The sequence below is a fragment of the Oenococcus sicerae genome (assembly GCF_004102045.2).
Taxonomy (GTDB): Bacteria; Bacillota; Bacilli; order Lactobacillales; family Lactobacillaceae; genus Oenococcus; species Oenococcus sicerae.
In genome coordinates this window covers 709,145-735,141 of the sequence record NZ_CP029684.2, presented here as the reverse complement: position 1 = coordinate 735,141, position 25,997 = coordinate 709,145, and the positions used below count along the sequence as shown (strand labels likewise).

At 38.3% G+C, this 25,997-nt stretch carries 28 protein-coding genes, 4 tRNA genes and 1 pseudogene; 17 read left to right on the top strand and 16 right to left on the bottom strand.

The window, feature by feature from the left end:
* Positions 1–1,167: an AI-2E family transporter gene (locus tag DLJ48_RS03710; RefSeq protein ID WP_128686025.1), complete on the bottom strand. Its 1,167-nt coding sequence runs from the start codon at positions 1,165–1,167 to the stop codon at positions 1–3.
* 95 nt (positions 1,168–1,262) lie between these two features.
* On the opposite strand from DLJ48_RS03710, the gene DLJ48_RS03705 reads away from it, so the two are divergent.
* Entirely contained in the window at positions 1,263–1,442 is a 180-nt protein-coding gene (locus tag DLJ48_RS03705) for a hypothetical protein (protein WP_128686023.1), read from the top strand.
* A 48-nt stretch (positions 1,443–1,490) separates the two neighbouring features.
* Positions 1,491–1,856, top strand: a complete 366-nt coding sequence (locus tag DLJ48_RS03700) for an SHOCT domain-containing protein (RefSeq protein WP_128686022.1) — start codon at positions 1,491–1,493, stop codon at positions 1,854–1,856.
* Positions 1,857–1,884: 28 nt separating this feature from the next.
* Here the strand turns inward: DLJ48_RS03700 and rlmH are convergent, their stop codons facing one another.
* From rlmH to yycF, 4 genes are all read right to left on the bottom strand, one after another.
* Complete coding sequence (rlmH, locus tag DLJ48_RS03695) at positions 1,885–2,367, bottom strand: 23S rRNA (pseudouridine(1915)-N(3))-methyltransferase RlmH (protein ID WP_128686020.1); 483 nt, start codon at positions 2,365–2,367, stop codon at positions 1,885–1,887.
* Between the two features lie 155 nt (positions 2,368–2,522).
* Positions 2,523–3,704 (bottom strand): S1C family serine protease, encoded by a 1,182-nt coding sequence (locus tag DLJ48_RS03690; protein ID WP_419776169.1) that lies wholly within the window; start codon positions 3,702–3,704, stop codon positions 2,523–2,525.
* A gap of 129 nt (positions 3,705–3,833) precedes the next feature.
* Positions 3,834–5,735, bottom strand: coding sequence for an ATP-binding protein (locus DLJ48_RS03685; protein ID WP_128686016.1), 1,902 nt, complete (start codon positions 5,733–5,735; stop codon positions 3,834–3,836).
* 9 nt (positions 5,736–5,744) lie between these two features.
* Entirely contained in the window at positions 5,745–6,461 is a 717-nt protein-coding gene (yycF, locus tag DLJ48_RS03680; protein WP_128686014.1) for a response regulator YycF, read from the bottom strand.
* 95 nt (positions 6,462–6,556) lie between these two features.
* Between yycF and DLJ48_RS03675 the strand changes: the two genes are divergently transcribed.
* Positions 6,557–6,629, top strand: a tRNA-Lys gene (locus DLJ48_RS03675).
* 742 nt (positions 6,630–7,371) lie between these two features.
* Here the strand turns inward: DLJ48_RS03675 and DLJ48_RS03670 are convergent.
* From DLJ48_RS03670 to DLJ48_RS03645, 6 genes are all read right to left on the bottom strand, one after another.
* Complete coding sequence (locus DLJ48_RS03670; protein WP_128686012.1) at positions 7,372–7,848, bottom strand: GNAT family N-acetyltransferase; 477 nt, start codon at positions 7,846–7,848, stop codon at positions 7,372–7,374.
* Between the two features lie 67 nt (positions 7,849–7,915).
* On the bottom strand, positions 7,916–8,680 hold the full coding sequence (locus tag DLJ48_RS03665; RefSeq protein ID WP_128687077.1) for an aminoglycoside adenylyltransferase domain-containing protein: 765 nt from the start codon (positions 8,678–8,680) through the stop codon (positions 7,916–7,918).
* 107 nt (positions 8,681–8,787) lie between these two features.
* Positions 8,788–9,285, bottom strand: coding sequence for an isochorismatase family protein (locus tag DLJ48_RS03660; protein WP_128686010.1), 498 nt, complete (start codon positions 9,283–9,285; stop codon positions 8,788–8,790).
* A 198-nt stretch (positions 9,286–9,483) separates the two neighbouring features.
* Positions 9,484–11,343, bottom strand: a complete 1,860-nt coding sequence (locus DLJ48_RS03655; RefSeq protein WP_128686008.1) for an MFS transporter — start codon at positions 11,341–11,343, stop codon at positions 9,484–9,486.
* Between the two features lie 58 nt (positions 11,344–11,401).
* Positions 11,402–11,872 carry a MarR family winged helix-turn-helix transcriptional regulator gene (locus tag DLJ48_RS03650; RefSeq protein WP_128686006.1) on the bottom strand — a complete coding sequence of 157 codons (471 nt, stop codon included), beginning with the start codon at positions 11,870–11,872 and terminating at the stop codon, positions 11,402–11,404.
* A gap of 104 nt (positions 11,873–11,976) precedes the next feature.
* Entirely contained in the window at positions 11,977–12,354 is a 378-nt protein-coding gene (locus DLJ48_RS03645; RefSeq protein ID WP_128686004.1) for an HIT family protein, read from the bottom strand.
* 724 nt (positions 12,355–13,078) lie between these two features.
* Between DLJ48_RS03645 and DLJ48_RS03640 the strand changes: the two genes are divergently transcribed.
* From DLJ48_RS03640 to DLJ48_RS03620, 5 genes and pseudogenes are all read left to right on the top strand, one after another.
* A complete protein-coding gene (locus DLJ48_RS03640) occupies positions 13,079–13,555 on the top strand; it encodes a hypothetical protein (protein WP_128686003.1) in 477 nt (158 codons plus the stop codon).
* Positions 13,519–14,969: pseudogene (locus DLJ48_RS03635) on the top strand (ABC transporter ATP-binding protein); the annotation flags it as partial. The gene DLJ48_RS03640 and the pseudogene DLJ48_RS03635, both read left to right, overlap by 37 nt.
* Positions 14,970–15,257, top strand: coding sequence for a hypothetical protein (locus tag DLJ48_RS08480; RefSeq protein WP_166442353.1), 288 nt, complete (start codon positions 14,970–14,972; stop codon positions 15,255–15,257).
* A 179-nt stretch (positions 15,258–15,436) separates the two neighbouring features.
* Positions 15,437–16,015 carry a helix-turn-helix domain-containing protein gene (locus tag DLJ48_RS03625; protein ID WP_128685997.1) on the top strand — a complete coding sequence of 193 codons (579 nt, stop codon included), beginning with the start codon at positions 15,437–15,439 and terminating at the stop codon, positions 16,013–16,015.
* Between the two features lie 38 nt (positions 16,016–16,053).
* Complete coding sequence (locus DLJ48_RS03620) at positions 16,054–16,194, top strand: P-loop NTPase family protein (protein ID WP_128685995.1); 141 nt, start codon at positions 16,054–16,056, stop codon at positions 16,192–16,194.
* A 68-nt stretch (positions 16,195–16,262) separates the two neighbouring features.
* Here the strand turns inward: DLJ48_RS03620 and DLJ48_RS03615 are convergent, their stop codons facing one another.
* Together DLJ48_RS03615 and DLJ48_RS03610 are read right to left on the bottom strand one after the other, a co-directional pair.
* The gene (locus DLJ48_RS03615) at positions 16,263–16,712 is read right to left on the bottom strand and encodes a RepB family plasmid replication protein (RefSeq protein ID WP_128685993.1); all 450 of its coding nucleotides are present in this window, start codon (positions 16,710–16,712) and stop codon (positions 16,263–16,265) included.
* A gap of 74 nt (positions 16,713–16,786) precedes the next feature.
* The gene (locus DLJ48_RS03610; protein WP_128685991.1) at positions 16,787–17,263 is read right to left on the bottom strand and encodes a DUF669 domain-containing protein; all 477 of its coding nucleotides are present in this window, start codon (positions 17,261–17,263) and stop codon (positions 16,787–16,789) included.
* A gap of 95 nt (positions 17,264–17,358) precedes the next feature.
* Between DLJ48_RS03610 and DLJ48_RS03605 the strand changes: the two genes are divergently transcribed.
* A complete protein-coding gene (locus DLJ48_RS03605) occupies positions 17,359–18,219 on the top strand; it encodes a CPBP family intramembrane glutamic endopeptidase (protein WP_128685989.1) in 861 nt (286 codons plus the stop codon).
* 25 nt (positions 18,220–18,244) lie between these two features.
* Here DLJ48_RS03605 and DLJ48_RS03600 read toward each other — a convergent pair.
* A tRNA-Asn gene (locus tag DLJ48_RS03600) sits at positions 18,245–18,316 on the bottom strand.
* A 104-nt stretch (positions 18,317–18,420) separates the two neighbouring features.
* On the opposite strand from DLJ48_RS03600, the gene DLJ48_RS03595 reads away from it, so the two are divergent.
* From DLJ48_RS03595 to DLJ48_RS03570, 6 genes are all read left to right on the top strand, one after another.
* Entirely contained in the window at positions 18,421–19,272 is an 852-nt protein-coding gene (locus DLJ48_RS03595; RefSeq protein WP_128685987.1) for a sulfite exporter TauE/SafE family protein, read from the top strand.
* Positions 19,272–19,646, top strand: coding sequence for a DUF1634 domain-containing protein (locus DLJ48_RS03590; RefSeq protein ID WP_243148665.1), 375 nt, complete (start codon positions 19,272–19,274; stop codon positions 19,644–19,646). Before DLJ48_RS03595 ends, DLJ48_RS03590 begins: the two co-directional genes overlap by 1 nt.
* An 8-nt stretch (positions 19,647–19,654) precedes the next feature.
* The gene (locus DLJ48_RS03585; RefSeq protein ID WP_128685984.1) at positions 19,655–20,500 is read left to right on the top strand and encodes a Cof-type HAD-IIB family hydrolase; all 846 of its coding nucleotides are present in this window, start codon (positions 19,655–19,657) and stop codon (positions 20,498–20,500) included.
* A gap of 236 nt (positions 20,501–20,736) precedes the next feature.
* A tRNA-Tyr gene (locus DLJ48_RS03580) sits at positions 20,737–20,818 on the top strand.
* 45 nt (positions 20,819–20,863) lie between these two features.
* A tRNA-Gln gene (locus DLJ48_RS03575) sits at positions 20,864–20,936 on the top strand.
* Positions 20,937–21,064: 128 nt separating this feature from the next.
* On the top strand, positions 21,065–21,766 hold the full coding sequence (locus DLJ48_RS03570; RefSeq protein ID WP_128685982.1) for an aspartate/glutamate racemase family protein: 702 nt from the start codon (positions 21,065–21,067) through the stop codon (positions 21,764–21,766).
* 17 nt (positions 21,767–21,783) lie between these two features.
* On the opposite strand, the gene DLJ48_RS03565 is transcribed toward DLJ48_RS03570, so the two are convergent.
* Positions 21,784–22,314: a phosphatidylglycerophosphatase A family protein gene (locus DLJ48_RS03565; protein WP_128685980.1), complete on the bottom strand. Its 531-nt coding sequence runs from the start codon at positions 22,312–22,314 to the stop codon at positions 21,784–21,786.
* A gap of 47 nt (positions 22,315–22,361) precedes the next feature.
* Complete coding sequence (locus tag DLJ48_RS03560) at positions 22,362–23,012, bottom strand: hypothetical protein (RefSeq protein WP_128685978.1); 651 nt, start codon at positions 23,010–23,012, stop codon at positions 22,362–22,364.
* Positions 23,013–23,123: 111 nt separating this feature from the next.
* Between DLJ48_RS03560 and DLJ48_RS03555 the strand changes: the two genes are divergently transcribed.
* Together DLJ48_RS03555 and DLJ48_RS03550 are read left to right on the top strand one after the other, a co-directional pair.
* On the top strand, positions 23,124–24,014 hold the full coding sequence (locus DLJ48_RS03555; protein ID WP_128685976.1) for an aldo/keto reductase: 891 nt from the start codon (positions 23,124–23,126) through the stop codon (positions 24,012–24,014).
* An 80-nt stretch (positions 24,015–24,094) separates the two neighbouring features.
* Positions 24,095–25,969, top strand: a complete 1,875-nt coding sequence (locus DLJ48_RS03550; protein ID WP_128685974.1) for an FAD/NAD(P)-binding protein — start codon at positions 24,095–24,097, stop codon at positions 25,967–25,969.
* The last annotated feature ends 28 nt before the right edge of the window (positions 25,970–25,997 follow it).

Genomic DNA, 25,997 nt, shown 5'->3' with positions numbered 1-25,997 from the left:
TTAGTCCTCCTTTTTGGGCTGTTTCAATCGATCATTTGGTAATTCCTTTTCTTTGATCAGTGCATCCTCGAGCGAATTTTTTTTACCTTTTCTCAACTGATACAAGTTATAAATAAAAATAAACAGCGTTCGTAAAATAGCGTATATCGGTACTCCAAGGATCATGCCGAAAAGTCCCCAAATATTGCCGGCTGATAGCAAGATAATAATGATCGTCAATGGGTGAATCTTCAAATTTCGACCAATCACATTTGGATAAATCAAATTGCCATCCAGCTGGCTAACGATCAAAACGACCGCTAGAACAGCTAAAACCTGTTGGCCGCTAATTGTCATGGCAATGAATAAACTAGGCAGCATGCCGATATATGGCCCAACATAAGGTATTAGCACACACAAACCGGAAAAAATTCCCAGTATCGGTGCAAATGGCTGATGAATAATCAGATAACCAACTGTAATAAAAGTCATGACAAACATCGCTTCAATAAACTGGCCGTCAATATAACGGCTAATCGTTTTATTCATACGTGCTGCTAGTTCGCTTACTTCCTTGGTTCGACTTGGAAAAACAAAGCGGTTAATAAAAGGAATAAATTTGTCACCATCAGCCAGCATGTAAAAAAGCATGATCGGAATCGTAATCAAATTAACCGTGAACGTCGTCATAAAGGAGACGATGTTCCCCAGACTGCTTAAAGAAACCTTCAAAAAAGTAGAGGAATATTTGCTGATTTGTGTTTGAATATCCTTAACTTTGATCTCTTGTCCAAGCTGTTTGAACCAGTTGGATTTAGCCCAACTATCAACGAGTTTTTGCATATCTTTAGCAAAGCTCGGCAAAGAACCAAGCATGTTGCTGATCTGTTCGACCAATTGCGGCATAAAGGCGATAAAAGCCAAAATAACCAAAAGAACAAAGATAAAAAAGGTCAGCGACACAGCTAACAAATGTTTTAAATGAAAATGTTTTTCCAGAAAATCAGCAACTGGATGCAATAAATAATAAAGAAATCCCGCAACGATCAAAGGAAAAAAGATCGTGCGAAAGAAAATACCGATTGGTTCAAAGATAAAACTTAGCGATGACAAGACTAATATTAAGATTGCTAGCAGCAAAATTTCAATAGTCCAGTACAGGAGTCGATTTTTTTTAAGAAATTCCATTACTTAAATTATAGCTAAGATTGGTGCGATCCTTGCTTTTTAGGACGAAAGCACGTAAAATAAACAATTGCTTAAAATATTTTCGAGGTATAACTATGTCTAGTAAAAATTTAACTGGTAAGTCGCCGTTTAATTCATTTTCAGCACCACGGCCAGTGTCTCATAATCAACAAAAGAAAAACCAATTGAAGCGTACTGCTCAGTTGCAGCAGTGGGCAAAAGGCGTTGAAGGTGTCGAACTCCCTAAAGCCGTTAAAATCAATGGAAAAGCATAAGCTCGCCGTCGTGCGGGTTTTTTCTTATGGCAATGAGGCATTAAGGCAATGAATGGATATAGTTGGAACATGATGAGCCCATTTGCTTGGATCTGGTCTTTAATCGCTTTTTGTGTTCAAATTGCTATCTTGATTATTATTGTTTTGATCGTTATCGCATTTTGGAAAAAGTATCAAAAAAAAGATAAAATTGAATTCACACATTTGGGCAGTTATTTCAGATCAAATGAGGCACAAAGAATTTTGGATGAAAAATTTGCTCGCGGTGAAATTTCCGAAAGCAAATATTTAAAAAGAAAAAAATTACTAGCCTGGCGAGCTTCCGATATCAAAGATGAGGATATTAAAGATGCTGAAAAGACCGAAGATGAACTGAACAAACCTAATAAAAATAACAAAAACAAGTCAAATTAATTGGCTTGTTTTTTAATAAAAGCGACCACTATTTATGATATGGACTTCCCTCATTTATCATAAAAGCACGGTAGACTTGCTCGCATAACACGACTCTAGCCAATTGGTGAGGCAGCGTGATGCGGCCAAAAGAAATCTTGGCGTTCGCTCTTTTTTTAACTTCATTTGAAAGGCCTAAAGAACCGCCAATAACAAAATCAATCGTTGAATAACCATCAATTGGCAGACGATTCATTTCAGCTGCTAAGTTTTCCGATGAAATCAGTTTTCCCTCGATCGCTAAAGCAAAAACAAAATCGCGATGATCAATTTTCTCAATGAGTCGTTGTCCTTCATTTTGAAGAATACGTTCATTATCAGATGAACTCGCTTTTTCCGGTGTCGCTTCGTCTTTGACCTCGACGATCTCGGTTCTTACAAAACGCGAAAGCCGTTTTAAATACTCTACCAAAGCTGCTGTAAAATACTTTTCTTTAATTTTGCCAACAACCAAAATCCGGATATTCAACATGTAACTAATTATAACGTTCGCTTGTTTTATCCACTTTTCCACACGAACAAAAAATATTTTCGATTATACAAAAAGCCGATTTCTCGGCCTGTATCGTGTTCGTATATTAAGTTATCCACAGTATTAGTAAATCCTTAATAAATTGTGGATAGTTATTATTTTAGACTTTCGCTCATCTTGACAGTTGCTATTTTCTCGCTTGATCCACGATAATAAGTGATTTTAACTGAGTCGCCAATGCTGAATTTATAAATAATATCACGCATGTCAGCCAAATCAGAAACTTTTTTGCCATTCACTGCAACAATGACATCATATTTTTTCATACCGGCTTTCTTGGCTGGCGAATTCTTGTCTGAAAAACCAGCAATTACGACACCACCCTTGACTTTGCTAGGCAATTTTAAGGTATTGATCCGATCCTCAGTAGAGACTTCGTTCAAATCAACTACTTCAACACCCAATGCAGGTCGGACGATCTTGCCATATTTAACTAATTTATTTGCAATATTGACCACTGTATTCGAAGGAATAGCAAAGCCCATCCCCTCGACTGATTCTCCCTCATCAGTTTCCGTGAGTTTTTGTGAATTAATGCCGACAACTTGTCCAGCAGTATTTACCAACGGGCCGCCTGAATTACCTGGATTAATGGCTGCATCGGTTTGAATCGCGACCGAATCACCATAATTTGTTTTGCCGCTTTCTGATGTATTAGAAACAAGTCTTTTAGGTGCCGAGATGATCCCTTCTGTCACAGAGGAAGCATAATCCGTACCTAACGGGGATCCGATCGCCAACACGGTTTGACCAGTTTTGATCTGATTAGAATTGCCGAACTGTGCCACAGTTTTGACATCGGAACTCACAATTTTTAAAACAGCTAGATCAGTCATTGCATCAGACCCAACTAATTTGGCAGTTATCTTCGTGCCATCATATAAAACGACCTGGATCCTGTCTGCCCCAGAAACAACGTGGTGATTAGTAACTAAATAAGCAACGCCGTTAGTTGCTTTATAAATCACGCCCGAGCCCTCTGAAGCGGTCTGGAAGCTGCTGCTAGTCGAACTGCTGCTCGATGATGATGAAAATTGGCTTGTGCTGGCAGTGCTTTTTTGCTGATTTAAAACAGAAACAACAGCTCCTTTTAAGTTGTTGTAAACCTTCGTAGCATCAGTTTTGCCAGAAATAGTGGGTGCTTGGATCGTTGTTTTGCCGTTGCCTAAAACACCAGTCGTTTTACCAATGAAATTGGTTGTCTGAGTATACACGTAGCCTGCGCCGACTGCGACACCGCCACCCAGCAAACCCGCTAAAACAGCTGTCGCGATGATCCGCCCAGCATGGTGTTGTTTTTTGCTTGTTTGAGTTTCATTTTCTTCTTGCGGTTCATCTAGGTCTCTCTTCTCAGCCACTAACACATACCTCCGACATTATTATCCAAATATAAGATTAAAGTAACATTAATTAAAATCAAATCGCGATGAGCTTGTGTCAACCTTCGGCAACGTGATGAAGAAAGTCGTACCCACATTAACTGTTGATTCAACACGCATTTTACCATGTAAGGCTTCTACGACTTCTTTAGAAATGGCTAAACCAAGTCCTGATCCACCCTGTTTTCTAGCTCGTGATTTATCAACACGGTAAAAGCGTGTAAAGATATTATCCAACTCTTTTTTAGGAATACCTAATCCATGATCCTTAATGCTTAAAATAATAGACTCATCAGTCTCTTCGATCCCGATTTCAATATTACCGCCATCAGGAGAATAATTGATCGCATTATTAATCACATTGTCCATGACCTGCATGAATTTATCGGAGTCTATCTCAGCATAAATGGCTTTTTGCTGGTCATAATGACGAATAATTTTATAGTTATGATTCGAATGCATTGAGTGGCCTTGTTTAAACATCACATCAAAACGATCCAAAACATAATTAACAAATTTCGAGAAATTAACAGCCTCGGTCTCCATTTTGGCCGTACCCTGATCCATCCGTGATAATTCAAGCAAATCATTGATCATGTGAATCATTCTTTGCGTTTCATCGTGAGCCACGCCCAAAAACTCGCGAGCAATTTTTCTTTGTGTTAAAGCGCCCTCTTGAAGAGTTTCAATGTAAGAATTGACTGAAGTCAGCGGCGTTCTTAACTCATGGCTAACATTTGAAACGAAGTTCTTTTGGTCTGTTTCTAATTTCAATTGGCGGGTCACATCACGTAAAACAACAACGGCACCAGAAATGAAACTGGACTGACGACGTACAAGGCTGGCCACCACATTTAACGTAACATCACTGGAACCATCGGGCTGCACCGCAAAACCGCGAATGGATTGAAAAAGTTTACGCAAGGTAATTTTTTTATCAACAAGTTTTAGCAGATCGGAAATATTTTTGCCGACGGCCTCATCAGACCGAGAAATATGTAAAAGATCCAAAGCCGCTTGGTTAATGATCGTGACCGTGCCATCTCGGGTGATCGCTAAGACACCATCGGTCATATTCGACAACAAAGAATTCAGTCGATCGCTTTCCATATTCGACACTGCTGTCTCTGAAGCGATCGTGTCAGACAAATCATTGATCTGAGTCGCCAAAACGCCAATTTCATCTTTGGATTTAATTGAGTTTCGAAGTGAGTAATTGCCTTTTGTGATTTCCTCGGTCTGGTTGGCTAACTCTGTAATTGGTCGTGTCAGCAAACGGACCATCAAAAAACCGATCATGATAGCCATCAATAAAGGAATAAATAAGGCACCAATAAACATATTTGTAATGTTTGCAATTGACGAATAGATAGATTCCATACTGGCTGTATAGACAAATACCCCAACAGTCGAACTGCGGTCACCTAGCTTGCTCTCTAGCGGCACCGTCAAAGTTTCATAGCGTCGACCCAGAATTTTACTGCGAAAACGCTCAACGTAAGTATCGTTAGATGACAGTGCGCGAGAAATATTGGTTTGAGCTTGTGTTGTATTGATCGAAGCACCAACTCCTTGGCCAACAAGCTGCTTCATCTCAACCGTCAGACTGCCGCGGATAACACCTTTTTGGTCAACGACATAAACATAATCTTGTTCCGTAGAACCGCCTAAAGTCGATAAGGTTTGATTGATGTCTTGATTAGCAGTCGTTGAGTTTGAAATTTGAAGTTCAGAAATTAACTGGTTCTTGATCGTTGTCGGAATCGTCACACGGGCATCGAAGGAATCAATTAGCTGAGAAGAGTATTGGTTGACAAAAAAAGCGCCAACAAGTCCCAGCGTGATCAAAGTAATAACAGTAAAAATCAGTGCAATTTTAAAATGTACTGATCGAAAAAATCTGGAAATAGCTTTGGAAAAATTAGTCATGCTATATTGTTATTTGTGGACACTATCAGGTTTGATAAAGTAGCCAACACCACGTTTTGTTATTAAAATTTCAGGCCGACTGGGCGAATCTTCAATTTTTTCCCGCAAACGGCGAACTGTCACATCCACTGTTCGAACATCACCAAAATAATCAAATCCCCAAACCTCAGTTAATAGCGCTTCTCTAGTTAGGACTTGGCCAGGACGACGAGCCAAATAATGCAATAAATCAAATTCACGGTGAGTCAGATCCAGATCAAGACCATTTTTAGCCACGGTATAAGCATCTGGACGAATCACTAGGTCAGCAATTTTAATATCTTTCTCAGCACGATCGTTGGATGCTTCTACACCAGGCAGAGTGGCATCTTGACGGCGCAAATTAGCTTTGACACGTGCAACTAGTTCGCGATTAGAAAAGGGTTTGGTTACATAATCATCGGCCCCCATCTCTAATCCAACAACCTTATCGATTTCACTATCTTTGGCAGTCACAATGATCACCGGTGTTGAAGATTTGGAACGAATCTGTCTCAACACTTCAGTTCCCTCAATTTCCGGCAGCATTTGATCCAGCAAAACAAGATCAGGATTCTCGGCAGCGAAAACATCCAAGGCTTCCCGGCCATCAAAAGCTGTCACGACATCGTAACCTTCTTTTTGCAAATTAAATTTAATAACGTCAGAAATCGGTTTCTCATCATCAACTACAAGAATTTTACTCATAACTTCATATTATAACAGCCAAGCTAAACAATTAAGAAAGTAGCGCCAAATCTTGTCTATTCGCTGCGAATCGTGATAAAATATTAACTTGTATTGGATGCTTAGCTCAGTTGGTAGAGCAACGGACTCTTAATCCGTGGGTCCAGGGTTCGAGCCCCTGAGCATCCAGAGTTGTATGTTGACAAGGCACTTTAACCACTCGGTTGAGCGCTTTTTCATTTGCTTTAGCTATCTAGATATTGCCCAATACCACTTATGAAAGTAATATGAATTTTATGGCGCCAGTTCATATGTTCAAAATATTATCGGCTATAATAACTGCATTAATTGATAATGATTATAAAAGCACGGCAGATTATGCCGAGGAAATAATCATTTCTAGTTTATTTCTAATATTTTGCTATTGGGTCAGTAAAAAAAGCCCTGAATCAATTACTGAATTAACGGCCATTATTAATAAAAGCAGATTTTTAGCACCCTATCAAATGATTAATTTCAAGAGTAATTAATAGCTTGTGTAACATAAATAGATTTACAAAAAACAACTATATAAACTGTTTTCTTTGAAAGCTGGTAAAAACTTTTTAATAATAGTCAATCGAGAATAGTACAGACTCATCGCCTCAAGATATTAATGCTTCTAAATCAACGTTTGGCAAATGTTTTTGCTAGTCAATGATTCTGATTCTCTCATTGTCGAAGCAATTAGTATAATTTGAGGCCTCAAGGTTTGAGAAACGCGTTTGAAAGACAAATTCTCGTTTTAATAATGATTTAATAATGAGTAGCAAGCTACTATTTAGCTGCTACTATAAGGGCACGCTTGTTAGAATACGAATGGATGATCTGATGTCGTTTAAGCAGGTTTTCAATGCTATATCTTGTATATACACAACTTTGCTTAATCAAGTTAATTAAATTTTTCCAAGCGATACAATTGTTCATCATCAAGTAACTTGTTGCCGTTCTTAAACGAATAGCCCATCTTTTCATAGAATTTTAATCCAGTAATTGAAGCGGGAATTTCGATCCTAGTCGCTCGTTTAAAATAACTATCTTCTTCCAGTACTTGCATAAGCTGTCTGCCAACTCCGTGACCCTGGTAGTTAGGCAAGACAAATATATTGAAAAGACTGCTTTCATCTTCCTTGCCCCAATAAGGACCAATCGAACCAACCGCTATAATTTGATTACTTGTGTCCTCTAAAAACACGTAACAATGAAAATTTTTTGCTCTCTGAATAAAATCTTCAGCTGTTAAATGTTTCAGATCATTTTCTAAATATTCCCGAGAATAATCTCTGATATTTGTGGTTAGCATTGTCTTTTTGACTAAATCAGCTGCTGCATTTGCGTCCGTATCTTTGAAAACACGATGGACAATCATCTTTTAATATCTCTCCTACTTCTTATTTATACCTTCAGTTGCCAACTGGCTTCTAGGATAACCTGAGCTACTTGGCGATTTCTCTCAACATATATTCAGCAAAATCCCGAAGACCTGTTACCTGGTACTGAATTTGTCCATAACTGACTGATTGATAATCAAATATAGCAGATTTTATGAGCTGCTGATATTTTTCAGCGACATTTTGTAATGCCCACTGCCCTCCAGAAAGTTTTGAAGTGACAAGACTATCTTTTTTAAAAGCTAACACCCGGCACAAATTCAAGATTATATACATTGGTTTATGCATAATCTCTTTCTCTGCATCAGCAACATCAAATAAAATACTTCTGAAATAAGCTTGCTTAGGCACAGCACAAAAAATTTCGTTGATCGGTCTGCCGATCAAAACCTGGCCGTATTTACGCACAATCATCAGATGGGCTGTCAGGTCAGGATCAGTTCCTTTCATTCGCTTGATATAGCTCTGGGAATCCGCTAAGTAGGCTTGATAATGCATTTTAGAAAAATGAAAATCAAAGGGAACTGGTTCTACAAAAGTAATTAAATCGCTTTTAAGCAATACGTGAAATTCTAATCCCTTAGCAGGAGCAAGTGGCCAAAGGTCTTTGATTATAATGGACATAATTTTTTCTTTAGTTTGGTTATTTAAAGGATTCTTTATAACCACTATAAAATCTAAATCACTAATAGCTGGGTTATAGCAGTTCATCACATAGGAACCATGTAAATAAATGCCAACCAAATTATCGGCCAAAATTTTTTCATATTTGGATTTTAATAAGGATAATAATTTGTCCGTCTTATCAATAATAGTAACCCCCAAGATACTAGGTCTATTCTCGTTTAGTTTACCAGAACAATTAATGCCTGCAAGAGAGTTAAAACAATGGCTGTTTCTGACCAATATTTCACATTTTAAGCCAATGCGTTTGCCTCAACGACGCTCGCAAAGCTTCCTTGCCATACCTGTAAATGATGTTCATTGATTTGTTTGGCAGAAATTATTTTGTTGTCAAAAGTAGAAAACCCGTCCTTTAAGATGGCGACTTTATACCCTAAATGGCAAGCAACTCTAATGCTTGTGTCAATGCAATATTCGGTTTGTGCACCGGCAATTTCAATTTCATCAATGTGTCGATGGAACAAAAAATCATGCAGACCGGTTTCAAAAAAAGCATCTGGCCGATATTTATTAAAATAGATATCATTTTGTTGGCAATGCAAGTTATCCAATAATTGCCATCCGAGACTAAAAATCGGCATATCCTCATCGATGTGTTGAAAGAAAATAATCGTCTGTTTCATCTTTCGGTAATGATCAATCTCTTGATTAATATGATCAACGACGATATTCGCTTGATAAACAGCGCTTAAGGCATTTTGCATATCAATCACAATTAATGCTTTTTTCATCAGTATCAAACTCCTAATGAAATAATTCTATACCTTAAATGATGAACCCACTTTATTTATCTGCTAGCCCAGTTAGGTAACAGAATAGAGCACCTAGGTCTAGGTAAAGATTACACATCACATCATCAAGCACTACTACCCACTTTCTAGCTCAGCCATAACCATTGGATGAATGCCATTAATAGCCAACCAAATTGATTAAGATACCTTTTTTCTATCAATCAATTTAATACTTTTATCTGACCAGTAAGCAATTGGCACTGTGAGGGCCAAAAAAATAAATGCTATCCAAAATGTTTTCGTGAAAGCTTGAGTTAGTTGCTGATTTTTATTTTGTTTAATGTTTTTCAATACTCGTTGCAGAACTTGTTTTTGAGCTACCAATTGAATACCACTTCTCAGCTTAGATTGTTCGATTGCCATTAGGTAATTATTTTTGGCTATTTTTTCAGCAACAGCAGCCGGAATATCTAGACGGCCACCTGATGTTTTATTTTCGCTATATAAGTATTGATAAAATTCTTGGCTACTTTGGTCAAGTTTTTTTGACCCTTGTGTCAATTTAGTGCTTCCCGGATATAAAACATCGAAATCTGAAGACTTCGACGGTTCAGGCAGCTGAACAGTTTTTTTCGACTTTTGTTTGATGATCTTCATATTGATCTTTTTGTGCGTCAGTTTAACGTTATTTGTGTTTTTAAATTGTCTTGACACTTCTTGCTTCAATACTTTTTTTACATCAGGAGCCAAACGACTGCTTTGTATACGACTTAAGCCGTCGGCCTGGACAGCTTGACTAGCTACTTTGACATTGTTATTCAGAGTGCCAACCAAAAGCGCAATCCCTAAGCAAGTTCCCAATTGTCTAGCGGCGTTTACCATACCCGACGCAATTCCAGCTTTGGTCTCCGGAATATATTGAACAGCTGAGACCAATGACAAACTCGCCAAGCCAAAACCGAGCCCCAAGACGCACATATCAAAGATCATGTCAAACTTAGATATGATATATGAAATTTGGGTCAACAAAAGCAAACTAACGGCCATTAAAATTGAACCAGCCATGATGGGCCAGCGAAAACTGAATTGTTGCCCTAATTTATTTCCTAATGGCATGGCAATAATAACCATGACCGAACTAAACATAATGATGAGTCCAGCCCTCAAGGCAGAATAGTTCAGTACATCTTCCAAGAAAAAATTAAATATGACACTGGAACAAACAATAGTAAAACCAGCAGTAAAATAGATGATTGTAGATGAAAGAAAAGTACTATTCTTAAAAAGACTGAATTCAATTAATGGTTCTTTTTGCTTGAGGTCGTTAACAACAAAAGTGATCAAAAAAATCATAGCCGCAACACTGATAAAAATAATTCTTTGAGAAGTCCATCCAAAATCATAGCCTTTAAGTAAAACAAAGGTCAAAAGAAACAGAGTCAAACTAAGTAATAAAATTCCCAAATAATTGATTTTAGAAGAAATCGTGAGATCATATGATTCAGAAAAACAAGTATAGATCAGAACCAAAGCAACCAAGGTAATCGGCACATTGATAAAGAAAATAAAATGCCATGACCAGTAATGGATAATCAAGCCACCAAGAGTAGGACCAATAGCTGCTGCCAGCGCAGCCACAGCACCAATTTCGCCAACTGCTTGGTTCGCCTTTTCTCTGCCAAGCAAAGAAACACAAAGCGGGATCATAATCGTTGTTGCGATAGCCCCACCAACACCTTGGACACCGCGCATAGTTATTAGCCAGTTAATGGAGTTGGAAAATCCGCAGAATAGAGAACCAGATCCAAAAAAAATCAACCCTAAAAGCATCGTTTTCTTTCTGCCTAGTTGATCCCCGATCTTAGCAACGGGAATCATGCAGACCGAGAGAACTAAGACGTAAATCGTGCTCACCCAGTTACTGGTATCTAAACTTGTTTTGAAGTTTGCAGTGATCGTTGGAAGCGCGATATTGGTAATCGTCGTGTCCAGTGTCACAATAAACATAATTAAAGCTAGTCCTAGCAAACCGGTTAGTTCTTTTATTTTATAAACCATATCTACTCCTTGTTGTATTACGAATCTGTTTGTATATGAAACATTTAGTTAAAAAAAATCATCGACTTCTTTCTTGAATCAACCGTTTTAAAAGATCTTCAGTTGGCTGGCTAATTCTGATAATGCCCTCAAGTTCTTGATCAGAAAGCGGCTCATAAATAGATATAAGTTGGTTTTCCAGATGTTGCAAATATTGACGGTGATTCTTATAGGCGATCTCGCCTTTCGAGGTTAAAATAATCTGGATCTTGTTTTCAGAATCAGGTGCGAAAGTTTTGGTCACTAGTGCTTTCTTAACCAATCTTTGTACCATTTTAGTAGCACTGCCCTTGGTGATTCTTAAATACTCCGCTAAATCAGTTAGGCTGGTTTTGGGATGATGGCCAATCTCCTCAACAGTGTGTATCTCTGAAGGATGCAACAGTTCGTCAGTACCATATGTATCGGTTGTTTGTTCTAACTCCTGATATAACCGATTAATTCGCTCAAAGGGTTCAATCACTTGGGTAGTTAAATCAATTTTATTCATATTCTGTTTCCCTTTCAAATTGTTTCAATATGAAACATATCAAGGATATTGTAGCATAACATTTCTATAGGATTATTTTTTGCTAAATTCTATCAATACTCATTTCATTCTTCCGATCCATTCGGAAGCATTTTTCTAATACCACCGGCTGGATGCGGGTCATCTCCAATATACCGGGGTATTAAGTGAATATGGCAGTGCATCACAGTTTGGCCGCCATATTCACCAACATTAACACCAATATTATATCCAGCGGGGCCGAATTTTTGATCCAGCATTTCTTTGCCTTTGTGAATCAATTCGTCGATAGCTAAAAACTCTTCTTTAGTTAAGCTAAAATAATTCTCTTGATGTGCTTTAGGTATTATTAATAGATGCCCCTTATTAACAGGATGGATATCATAAAATGCGACTGCAAGTTTGTTTTCTAAGACTAGTTTCAGTGTCTCTCTATGACAAAAAATGCAATCTGATTCAATCATTATTAGTCTCCTGTTTTTTTCTAAATAATCTATTGCTTTTCGGTGTTATTTGGCTATGTGCTTAATTTTTCAATGACTGTTTTTAGCATTAGTATACAGCTAGCTAAGTTTGCTATCTTGAAAAATCATTGATATTGACAACTTCATCAGCCAATATAAATAGATTATTGATCTTTAGAAAAAACGCAATTTATACTCTGTATAAGGGTCGTAGCATACTTCATGAAAGCAAAATTCTTTCACATAGTTGTTTTAAAAATTAATTATGCATGATTACCCTACATCTGCGCTATTGGATAGAAATTTTCTGTATAGTATTACCCATTTCTGTTTCTATTTCTCACATTTTAATAAGCAGACAAAAAAGTTTCGTAAGATGGTTTTTAATAAAATACCAAAAACCTCAGTGAAACAGGCTCTTGTCTTAAGCATGTATATTGCACTAATCAAGAGAGATATCGATGTGCTTTTAGAGTTACTAGTATCGAGTGCCCTACTGGATTGTCTGAATGATCTAGATTGGCATTTGCAGCAATTGATTATTTCATGTTTAAAAGAAACATATGTTCCAGCCGGATATGTAAATCCAGTGATAATTTCTAATACATTGTCAAATACTCAAAATCAATCAAAAAATGTTTGAATAGATTTTGAAGATGTTTACCATTCTTCGCTTGTTTTGAAAATATTGTTAAATATACTTTAAAATCGAGAGTATTCTATTATGAACGGCACAGACAGAACCAACCAATTATTAATATACAAAATTCAAAAATTACGGAAAAGGATGTCTATTTCGACAGTTCAGAGCAATAGCTTGGCTATTTATGATATCGCCCCATCATTTTTACAAGCTTCCTTTGTTAAAGAACTTTTTGATTACACGATTATGAAAACGAATGCAATCGCTAATACCAATTTAGCAATGCTACGGGATTACCAAGATATCTTAATCATTGCATATCTTCAATTTGTTAAACAAAAAAAATATGGTATTGCTGTTAGATCTTTTCTTCTTTTATATACCATTAGCAATAATAAAAGAAATATTGAAAACTTGGTAACAGATTTATATTCTGATGATTTAATTAGCATGGAAAAGATGTCTGACATACCCGTTTCTATTATTTTCAAATTATTAGAAATGCCACCAAAGGAGGATCTATGGCAAAACAGAAAAAACAGAAAAAATCCGGATTAATCGCTTTATTCAAATATGCAGAAATCAAGAAATCACTATTGGCAGCCGGCCTAATTTTTTCAGTTCTTAGTGCGGCTTTGTCACTGGTATTTCCCCTGTTTATCTCTAATTTGGTGGATACTTTTAGGAAACATTTTTCGATTCCGATGGTATCGGCCGTGATTGTCACGCTTTTATTTTCCACCTTATTCAGTGTGCTAAACAGTTACACAATGGGCAAAGCCAGTCAGGCTTTTATCGTCTCTATCAGAAAAAAAGCTTCAACTCATTTGATGAATATTCCAATCAAATTCTTTACAGATAGACAATCCGGCGAAATATCCAATCATATCGCTAATGACACACAATCGATCGATCTTTTAATTCGTCAGAATGTCTCTTCCTTTATAAGTGGTGTGATTTTGGTTATTGGCTCAATTATGATTCTTTTTCTAACAAATTGGTCTTTAACTTTAATTGTGATGCTGGCGCTAGTCGTCGTGCTGCTGATCCTGTCACCGACTAGCAATATCCAGAATAAGACTTCGACCAGTCTGCAAAACGAACTTGGTCATTTTTCCAGTCGCTTGAATCAGGTCGCCTCCGAAATTCGTATGATCAAAAGCTTCAATGGTCAAGAATCGCAAAAGAAAAAGCTTGATGATAGTGTGGATCGTCTGTATCGCTTTAACATGAAGGTTCTAAAAATAAACTCGCTGCTTGATCCGATCGAGTATACGATTCTGTTTTCCAGCATCTTCTTCGTCTTGATTATTGGTGGTTTAATGGTGTCCGCGCACAGCATGACGATTGGCGCGTTGGTTTCCTTCTTTATCTATTTTTTGCAGATCATGACCCCCATCAGTAGTATCACTCAGACGATTAATCAATTTCAGTCGGCCAATGGTGCCTCCGAATGGCTGGTTAATCTGTTAAAGACAAGCGAAGAAACAGACAATAGTCAACTGGTTCCGGCAGACACATTCGCTTCGCCATTAGTCTTTGATCAAGTCTCTTTTGCCTATAACCCAACGGTCGATATTTTGCAAGATTTGAATTTCACGATTCCAGCCGGACACGTGACAGCCTTTGTCGGACCTTCCGGAGGTGGCAAATCGACAATTATTTCTTTGATCGAAAAATTCTATCTACCAAGCAAGGGACAATTAACCGTGGCGGGAAAAAACATCCAAGTTTTGGTCTGCAATATTGGCGCGAACATGTCGCTTATGTTCCTCAACAGGGTTCGATACTTGTCGGGACACTGCGAGATAATCTGACGATCGGATTAAAAAAAGATGTTTCCGACGAACAAATCAACCAAGCCTTAAAAGCTGCTTCGGCTTTTGATTTCGTTGAAAAACTTCCTAAAAAAATAGATACTGATTTATCCGAACGCGGTGCCAATATCTCTGGCGGTCAGCTGCAGCGAATCATGATCGCCCGAGCTTTTTTAAAACAAGCCGACATTTATATTTTCGATGAAGCAACGGCTAGTCTGGATAGCCAGTCTGAGTTCTTTATCCAGCAAGCGATCGATAAAATCAAAAGCAAGGCCACGATCATCATAGTGGCGCATCGTTTGGCAACGGTTAAAAATGCCGATCAGATTCTTTTTTTGGAACATGGCAAAATTACAGGACAAGGAACACATGAAGAGCTCTACAAAACACATCCGCTTTACCGCAAATATGTACAAGAGCAGCTGCTCAAACAAGCCTGAAATCAGTGACCAGCTTTGATGTCAATTACTTTTTTTGCTAAACAACTGTTATGTTTCTAATCTAATTAACTAATATCAAAGCCACAAAATCTTGCATATATGCCTTGATCCTAAAGCAAGAAATCCTTGCTAGTCATCATCCCCTTGGCCAGTTAAGCTTATTATGTGAGGATGAACTTATGAAATTCAACGAGGTTATTTCTAACAAAAGAAAAGAATTAGGTATGACACAGGATCAAGTCGCCAAGATGTTGCATGTTAGCCGGCAAGCCCTATCAAATTGGGAAAAAGGCAAAAATTATCCAGATATGGATACGTTGGTTCAATTAAGTCAGATATACGATCTGTCTTTAGATTTATTAATTAAAGGAGATAAAGCGGTTCTGCAAAAAGTGCAAGATGATGCTGAAATCCTCAGAAAGCAAAAAAGATTAAGAGCCCTTGATATTTCATTGGTCACGGTCATTATGCTGGTTGTTTTATTCCCTGTTGTTGCCAGTTTTTTTGGCAACAGACATTTCTTAAATAGTCACCTGATAGCTATTTTGATGCTCATCTTGATTATGTATATCATGATCGCTTCTTTGTGGCATTATCATTTGGCATATCCAGGACCCATCAAAAAGCAGGCGCCTATTTTGATTCCAAAAAGTTTTGGCATCGGCTTAACGATCAATCCACAGAGTCCGATCGGCTTGGCTATTTGGATCCTATTAATGATCTTGCTGATAGTCATTTTTATACCGATCATTTTCTAAAAGATGACTAGTGATGATCTATGGATTATCATTCATTTATGAAAAAAATTTTTTTGATCAGGGGTAACTCAGCTTGCGGCAAAAGCTCAACAGCCCAGAAATTGAAAGCTGAATTAGGCACTAGTATTTTGTTGCTGCAACAAGATGAGATTCGCAAACACATGCTAGCAAGATCATGATGAACTCGGCTATGAAGACAAAATATTTCAGGCTGATGAAAACCTAGATCAAAAGATTACTGACATGATTAATTACGCGAAAATAAGCGGCTAAAAAAACCTTTTTTATCAGTTTTACTGCTATCGGCTAGTAATTCTGGCTGTTGATGAGTTAATTGAAGTTTTTGAGCTTGATCTAATAAGGTGTGCAGCTCTTTGATCTGATCATCTTTAACTTGCAATTGTTTATTAAGTTCGTCTAACTGCGTAGTTAAGGCGGTTAACGCAAGTTCGTTACCGGATACCTTACCGGTATCTGACTGGTCAGCAGTTGCTACTGATTGACCGGTAATCTCTGTGTGGTACTTTGTTGCCAAATAATTAAATGTTTTTTCATCATATTCTAAAACCGTAAGCTTACCAGTCTGTTTCCGGTTAGTTACTGGCAAGTCGGCTTTTTTGATCGCATTACGAATTGCTTGTTTGGATTTGCCAAATTGATCAGCTAGGTCCTTAATTGTATAAAGCTTTTTCGTCATATGATTAATAGTTTACACATAAAAATGCAAGCTAACAAAAAAACAGACCATTACAAGTCTGCTTTTAAAAATGGTTAGGCCATATCTGCCATCAAAAGTTGTGTTGGTTCCCAATCCCAAGGCGCGACTGTCTCTTGAACACGATCTTCGCCCTGAAAAGTTGAAATATCATGTGTTAAGTTAACACGAACAGCTTTTAATAATAATTCTTCTCTAAAATCATCGAAAGTCTCGTACACACGTTTATTAGAAGCACCGGCAGCTATCGCGATCGCATTTAAGGTCGTCAGGCGATACTCAGGATTTTTATCAGAATTCCAAACAGTGGTGAAAAAAACACGACCGCCAAACTTACCATTAGAATTTGCTAAATCGCCTTCGCTATCCAGATCGCGCCGAACCTCTAATTGGAAAGCAACGCCAGCGTTGCCAGTTGCCGCTTGTTTTTCATTAATATCTTTGATCATGACCTCGTAAACACCAGTCGGTAATGCATCATAGCTATTGCTTTCCGGTAAGTGATCGTAATCTGTTTTTAAAAAGTCTGTCATTATTTTCCCCTTTATACTTTTTAATACGCTTTGCCTCAAATAATTTGAAAAAAATTGACGAAAAATTTGATACATGTTTTAATAATGGCAATCGTATGACTGACAAACTATCTAAAAGCAGCTTAGCAAACAAGACCCTAGTGATTTTTCTGTGGATCATAGCAAGTCTTTTCGTCACAAGCGGGCTTGTTAAAACGGCAGCTCGCCAATATTTTTTAATTGTGAAGCATGTTAATATTTCTGCTAGAAGTTTTAATGAAAATACAGCTAACATTTCGACCAGCTTGATTTTAAACATTGTCGCTGAATTGTTATTTTTCGCCTTACTTATGATTGGCAATCGTCTTTTCTTCCACATTCAGATGAAGTTAGCAACACGTCGCTTTGCTTGGGGCCTACTCTATGTTTTACCTATTTGCTTATTTTTGATTGGTAATTTAATTCAAGCAGTTAATACGGTCATGCACACGACGCTGGATCCGACCGTCACGAGTTTGTCTATTATCTTTTCTTTGATCGTCGGCCTAACCGAAGAGACTGCTTTTAGAGGCATTATGCTAGGAAATTTGTTGAAACATTCAAATAAAAGTCTGTCCTATTATTTTGTCATCGTATTAGTGCAGGGCTTTTTCTTTGGTGGCCTGCATCTCGTGAATTTGGGTCGACAGACTTTCTCAGTCACTTTCAGTCAAGTTATTTATGCCAGTGCGATCGGTATTATTTTTGGCGTTGTGTATACAAAAACCGGCAGCCTGATCATCACGATTCTTGCGCATGCCTTGATTGACGCTTTAGCCTTCATTGCCGATCCAAGCGCTATTCTAGCTAAAAATGCCGCGACAGTCCCTTCGGCAACCTATTTGGTCATGGGCGGGATTCTTTTATTCATGATCGCTTATGCAGCTTTGACGATTCTGCTAGCCGACAAATCGAAAATGACGCGAATTTGGCAATAAAAAAACAGCTTTGCAGCTGTTGTAACTGTCCAGGCCGGGTTCGAACCAGCGACATCCACATTAACAGTGTGGCGTTCTACCACTGAACTACTAGACAATAGTGCCATTAGTATAACTGCTATGTCCTTTTTTTGCAAGAAAAATATTTTCACAAAAAATCCTTTACTGACGTACGCCTAAAATACCGCTAAGATAATAAATATGAGTCTGACTTTGCTGGCTATTTATATTTTGATCGGCGTGCTTGCTGGTGTTTTTGGTGCTATTTTAGGCCTTGGTGGCGGTGTGATCGTCACACCAATTCTTGTTTTAGCTTTTAATTTGCCCATTCACTATGCGATTGCAGCTTCGATCATCGCGGTTATCGGTACTTCTTCAGGTGCTTCGGTGGCTTATTTAAGAGACGACTTGTTAAACATTCGTGTCGCGATGTTTTTAGAAATTTTTACCACGATTGGTGCTTTGATCGGCGCAGTCCTTGTTGGCGTTTTCAAAGCTTCCTGGTTAAATGCTTTTTTCGGACTGCTACTGCTGTATCAAGGCTACACAATGTGGCAGAAAATGCATAATAAGAAATCAGACCAGCTCGCTTCCAACGATGATGCACTGGCCAAAAAATTAAATCTAGATTCGACTTATTACGATAAGCTTGAGCAGAAAACGGTCAGTTATCATATTCAAAGGGTCCCTTTCGGCGCTCTGATTATGTTTGGCGCGGGTTTTGCATCAGGACTGCTAGGAATTGGTTCAGGGTCATTTAAGGTTTTTGCAATGGACACAGTCATGAAAATGCCTTTAAAACCGTCAAGCGCCACTTCGAATTTTATGATGGGTGTTACTGCTGCCGCTTCGGCCTTGATTTATTTTTTTAATGGCACACTGCAGCCGCTTATTGTTGCGCCGATCGCGGTGGGAATCATTTTTGGATCCACTTTGGGTTCAAGAATTATGCCGCACCTGCCAAATAAAGTTCTCAGATCGATCTTTATTCCGGTAGTGATGATCGCCGGTATTCAACTCGTGATAAAAGCTTTTGGAATTAATCTATACTGATGAAAAATAATCAAAAAATAACAAATGAAACTCAAATCGAGACTGCTATTGGCTGGTTTTTGCGAGTCGGTGTTTTTGCCGCTGTAACCGTGATGCTGATTGGCATTATTTTGTTCTTTTTGCACGGCAGTACAGGTTACGGCCAAACGATTCCGTCTGATCTGAGTGTCTTATTTAAAGGAATCATCGCTTTAAAAGCTGGTGCCTGGATTATGTTGGGTATTTTTATTTTGATCCTCACGCCGACAATACGTGTTTTTGCGTCAATTTTCGCTTTTCTAGCCGTTAAAGATCATTTATACGCCGGCATTACGACGCTAGTTTTCCTGATTCTCCTGCTAGCGGCATTTATCGGTCTTCAAGGTAAATTTTAAAGAAATTCATGGCAAACATAAAACTCATCACAATCGATATGGACGGCACACTTTTATCCAGTCAGCAGCAAGTGCCAACAGGCAACATGACAGCGATCAAACAGGCCCTTTCACAAGGGATCAAAGTCGTGATCGCTTCCGGCCGACCCTTATCCGGTATTTTACCTTGGTTGAAAATCATCGGTGTCCCGATCTCCAACGACCAATTTGTGATCGCTTTTAATGGCGCTGTCATTCAAACAACATCTGGCAAATTAATCAGCAAAAATACGATCAGCTACGCAGATTATTTGCAGCTGCAGACCTTTGCCGATGAACAAAAAGCTTATTTTCAAATCGAATCGCTAGATGCTACACATACGATCGGCAAACTCATTCCTAAAGAAGCCCAGATGGAAAATTACCTGATCAACGCTGCTTTAAAAGTGCATGATCAAATGCCGAAAGAAGTTGAATTTATCAAACCGCTGATCAACGGCAGCCAAGAAGAGTTGGATCATTTAACTGCCATCATGCCAAAAGAACTATTGGAAAAATTCAACATTGTACGCGGTGCTTGGTATAACTTAGAATTTATGTCCAAAAATGCTTCTAAAGGCAATGCCCTGAAACAAATCGCCGATCAGTTAGCCATCCCCAGCAAACAAACGATGGCCATTGGTGATCAGCAGAACGATCTTTCTATGTTTCAAAGAGCCGGCATCGCTGTTGCAATGGCTAATGCCCGACCTGAAATCCAAGCAAAAGCTGATTTTGTCACAAAAAACAACGATCAAGCCGGTGTCGGTTTTGCGATTGCTAAATACGCTCTGAATGCCTCACGGACTATGAATCAGCCCATTAAATCCAATTGACAATCTGATTGTGAGGCGCCATAATATAGGCACATCTAGGAAAGGGGGCGATCCGTTTTGAATTCAAATAAATCTGAACTTCTTAACGGCTTCGCCGCTTAAAGGAAAAGCGGCGAGAGCTGTTGAGAGAACCCGAGCAAATTTTAGTTAGATGACTCGGGTTTTTGTTTGCTTATTTTAGGAAAATACTTGATATTCGTGTGCTTTTCCCTTAGAATAATTTAGTCAATGCTATTGGGAGTGTAGCGAAGTGGTTAAACGCTGCGGACTGTAAATCCGCCCTCTTTGAGTTCGTAGGTTCGAATCCTACCGCTCCCATCGGTAATAAGTTTGCTTGCTTGTCACGAATTTATTACCAACTAATGCCCCATAGCCAAGTCGGTAAGGCAATGGTTTTTGGTACCGTGATGCGCTGGTTCGAGTCCAGCTGGGGCAAAATAAATGAAGCTGATATCTGTTTATCGCAGGCATCGGCTTTTTTTGTGTCGACAGGTCTTGACCAAAACATGAAATCAGACGAAAATGAACAACATTAACGGTTAATCACCGATCGAGGAGACGATCATGAAAGATTTCTTTGCCATATTGGGTGGAATGGGAACCAAAGCGACTGAAAGTTTTATTAAAACACTCAACACGTTAACACCTGCCAAAAAGGATCAAGATTATTTAAATTACATCGTTTTCCATCATGCAGAGATTCCCGACCGAACCAATTATATTTTGGACCATAGTCAAGCCGATCCTTGGCCATATTTAAAAGAAGATATCCTGCAAATCAATCAGCTCGGAGCCAAATTTGTTTTAATAACTTGTAATACTGCCCATTATTTTTTGCCAGAGCTTAAAAAGTTAGCCATGATGCCGATTTTAGATATGCCCAAACTAGCAACTAAGCGAGCCATTACAACTCGTCCTAATCAAAAAAACCTAAGAATCGGCATACTGGCAACTAGCGGCACAATTCAAACCAACATTTACCAAAAATGTATTCACGAACTTGGCCAAACAGCTGTCATACCTGATCAAGACTGGCAAAACAAGATAATGACTTTAATTTATGCAGAGATCAAGCAAGAAGACAAAGTAAATCCTGCTCATTATCACGACTTAATCACCTACATGCTGAAGGATCATAGCTGCGACGCCGTGATCCTCGGTTGTACAGAGCTGTCTGTCGCTCAAGAAAGAGCGCCTTATCAGTCAGCCAAAGTTATTGATGCACAGCGTGTTTTAGCTGAAAAAACAATTTTAATGGCTAAATAAGCCAACAGCAGCATGATCTAATCTATTTCCTCGCCTAAATCTGCTGAATCAACGAAACCATTTGGATAGCGCTGAGCCAATCGGGACCCTGCCGCAGCCGCGATCCCGCCAATGATGTCATCCGCAAAAGTCGTTGTCGTAGTGGGGTCTGTTTTCCCTAATTTATCTAATTCGCCGATAATGCCTGGTTTTGTATTATCAACATAACCGTAACCTGTAAAACCGATCGAACCAAATGAGGCCGCGATCGCATTCCCTAGAAGTTCATCAACACCAAATAAACCAAAATCCTCTTTGATGACGCCGTTGATCGGCTCTTCCAACTTATTTTCTTCAGTTAGGCGATCCAATTCTAAAGCAATCCACACAACATGCTGAACTTCTCTTTTCTGCAACACCCTTTTGACTGAATGCAAGGCAATTTCTTTTGTTAAACCCGGTAAATATTCTAATTGAAAGTAGTAAGTGACTTCGGCGATCGCTGGTAATTCGATCCGGCGTTTTTTAAGTTTTTCAACTGTATTTTCATAATTAACATGTTCGACCATGGCTACCTCGATTTAGAAGATTATTATAGTTTAAAAAATGTTTGCAATTAACGCTTATTTTTTAGAAAAACACCAAGAAAAATACCGATCGTCAGCGGAATAAGTGTCAACCAATAATTTTGCAGCGCCAATGCTCTAGTCTCTTTAATAAAAGGCTTTGTAATAAATTTTAAAACATTATTAAATATCGGGCCAACTGAAACAAGGATCAAAAATGCAGTCCAGGGCAATAAGCCAGCCATTACAGCAGCGGCAACGGCGAAGAACATCACCACATAGTCGCTGGAGAATAAAATTAATTCCCTTTTTAACCCTTTTGACTGCAGCAAATCACGATGATCATGGTTAAGTGAAATATCAGCTGCCAATTTGATATTAAAAATGCTAATAGCAGCCGGAAAAGAGGCCAATAAAATCAATAAAACATATTGCAATGAAACATTATGAGAACTCGCAAAAAAGGTCAGAAAGGTCGTTAAATAGCCAATAACGAGTGCGTAAGCAAGCGCCTTGAATTGGGAAAAAGTAAATTTGACAAAAAAACGATAAACTGCACTGAAAAACAAAATTAAAATGACTGCTGCTGCCGTCCAAACAACATCGATCTTAGCGAAATTATATCGTGTAATCAACAGTCCGATCGTCATGGGCAATATGACCAGTTCGCTTTCTAAATATTTTTTCGTCCAAAGACTCATAGCTACTAGTTTACCGGCTGTATCTTAATATCGCTGAAAAGAATTCTTAATTAGTGCAAAAGTTCGATAAAATACTTGTATAGCAACTAATTTTTTGAAAGGTGATTCTATATGTTGATCAAAGCAAACAAATTAACTGATTCTTATACGCTGGCAAACAACAACGAAATCCCGGTGATCGGCTTTGGGACCTGGCAATCCGCCAATGGCGAAGAGGCCTATAACGCTGTGAAATGGGCCTTAGAAGCCGGATATCGTCATCTAGATACAGCTGCCGTTTACGGTAATGAAACATCCGTCGGTCAGGCCATCAAGGACTCAGGCATCGACAGAGAAGATCTTTTCATTACAACTAAATTGTGGAATTATCAGCGGAATTCTTACGATGATACGCTGCACGCATTCAGTGATTCCTTAACTCGCTTGGAACTCAGCTACGTTGATCTTTACTTGATTCACTGGCCCGAACCAATTGAATATCGTGATCACTGGCAAAAATTAAATGCTGATTCTTGGCAAGCAATGGAAACGATCTATCAAGACGGTAGAGCGCATGCGATCGGTGTTTCAAATTTTCGTCAGAAACATCTTGACGAGCTTTTCAAAACAGCTAAAGTTGCCCCTATGGTCAACCAAATCTTCTTGAATCCAGGTGATCAAGAAAAAAGTATCGTTGGCTATAACAAAGCACACCAAATTCTAACTGAAGCTTATTCGCCGTTAGGTACTGGCAATTTGTTGAAGAATGCCGCAATAGCCAAAATTGCTGCTAAACACGACCGCAGCGCTGCACAAATCTTGATCCGCTGGAATTTGGAACACGGTTACCTGCCTTTGCCAAAGTCAACTCACAAAGAATTCATCCAATCAAATGCGGATGTTTTCGATTTTCAGCTTGACGATGAGGATCACCTTGCTCTGGATCAATTGGATGGTCAAGAAAAACAGCATACTGATCCCCATGAACACAATTTTCATAAGACAGTCGCTTTTCTGGACTAAAATATAAAAAACGAATCAAGATTGGCTATTTACCGAAGTCGTAACATCTTTTGTTACGACTTTTTCTTATAATTGAAAGTATGAAAATTGCTATTATAGGTGCCGGTCCAAGAGGTATCGCGGTCACGGACCGCCTCATCGCGAAAGCCAATCAAGAAAATATCAATATTGACATCACGCTATTTGATCCTTATTCGATCAGCGGCCGTGTGTGGGATCCAGCAATTAAATTAAATCATTCCCTGATTATGAACACGATCGTTGATCAAATCAGTTTTTTTGCTGATAATTCAATTCAAAATCCCGGACCAATCAGACAAGGACCTAATTTTTATGAGTGGATTCAGCAGCTGGCACCAGATTATTTAAAAAAAACCGAAGTAGGGCGACGCTATCTCGACAAAATAGCGCTTACTAAAAATGATTTTGCAGTTCGCGGTTTGGCAGGTCTCTATGAACAATGGTTTTTTGAAGATGTTAAAAAACAAGTAACTAGCAACTCTTCGATCAGCTATTTGCAAAAAGAAATTCAGAAAATCAATCGTCTTAACGATCAATTTAAATTAGACTTTTCTGCCGATTCCGAAAATTTCGACTTTGTTTTTATGGCTTTAGGCTACAGTGATACACATCTTAATGATGAAGAAAGGCGTTTTTCTGATTTTGCAAAAAGAGACAACCTAATTTATATCGCCCCAGAACACCCTTCAGAAGCTGATCTAAGTAAAATTCCAGCTGAAGAAGCTGTTATTATCCGTGGCTTAGGTCTCTCATTTTTTGACTATATGTCTTTATTAACGGAAGGCCGTGGTGGAAAATTTGTTGAGACGAAAAAAGGACAGTTGATTTATGAACCCAGTGGCAAAGAACCAATTATCTTTGCCGGTTCAAGGAGAGGGTTGCCTCTGCATGCACGTGGTATTAATCAAAAAGAGGCAAACGAAGAATATAAACCAAGATTCTTCACAGAAAATAACTTAAAAAACCTAAAAAACGCCTCAGGAAAAATTAATTATACGGATTTCTTCGATTTATTCGATAAAGAAATTCAATATAAACATTATGAAAATCTCATTAGAGATCCAGAGTTTAATAATCTTATTCACAAAAGAGAAGATAAATTTTTCCGTGAATTAAGAAGAACTGGAGCGAGTAATTACGCTGAAATAGCCAAGAATTATCATATTCCTGAAAAACAGATTTGGGACTGGCACAAAATACTGCACGCTGCCTCAATTCCAACAGCCAGCGATAATTTTAAGGATTGGTATCTTAATTACCTAGATGAAGATATTGCAGATGCAAGTAAAGGCAACAAAAAGGCACCGTATGCTGGTGCCTTTGATATTACGCGAGACGTTAGAAATATTATTAGAAATATTCTCGAAGACAACTATTTTTCTTTGGATGATCTCAAACGTTTTCTCAGCGAGTTCAACTCGATCAGCACTTTAATCAGTGTTGGTCCTCCTGTAATTAGGATCAAACAATTAAGGGCTCTGATTGCCTGTCATATTGTCAACATGATGGGGCCGAATATCCACATTGAAAATGATCCCAGAAACAAATCATTTTTCGCTAGCAGTCAAAGACCAGAAACGGTGAATGCAAAAAACTTGATCGAAGCCCGACTGCCAAGTAACAACAATGATTTGGCAAATCAAGCGCTAAGAGTCAGCCTAAATGAACACAACTGGTTTCACAAAACAACTTTTTCAAACAATGATCAGTATTTGGTGATCAATGCCGCACAGATCAATCCGAAAACCTATCAAGTTATTAACAGAAATGGTCAAATCGTAGCTAGTTTGTACTCAGCTGGCATTCCACATGAGGATATTAGTTGGTTTACGACGATTCTACCCAGACCAGGTGTTAATACGATCATTTACAAGGAAGCAGCTATTATTTCTGAGCAAATCATCAACGACATTAAAAAAAGACAATTAAGTTAAAGTGCTAAGTGTTTCACGTGAAACACAA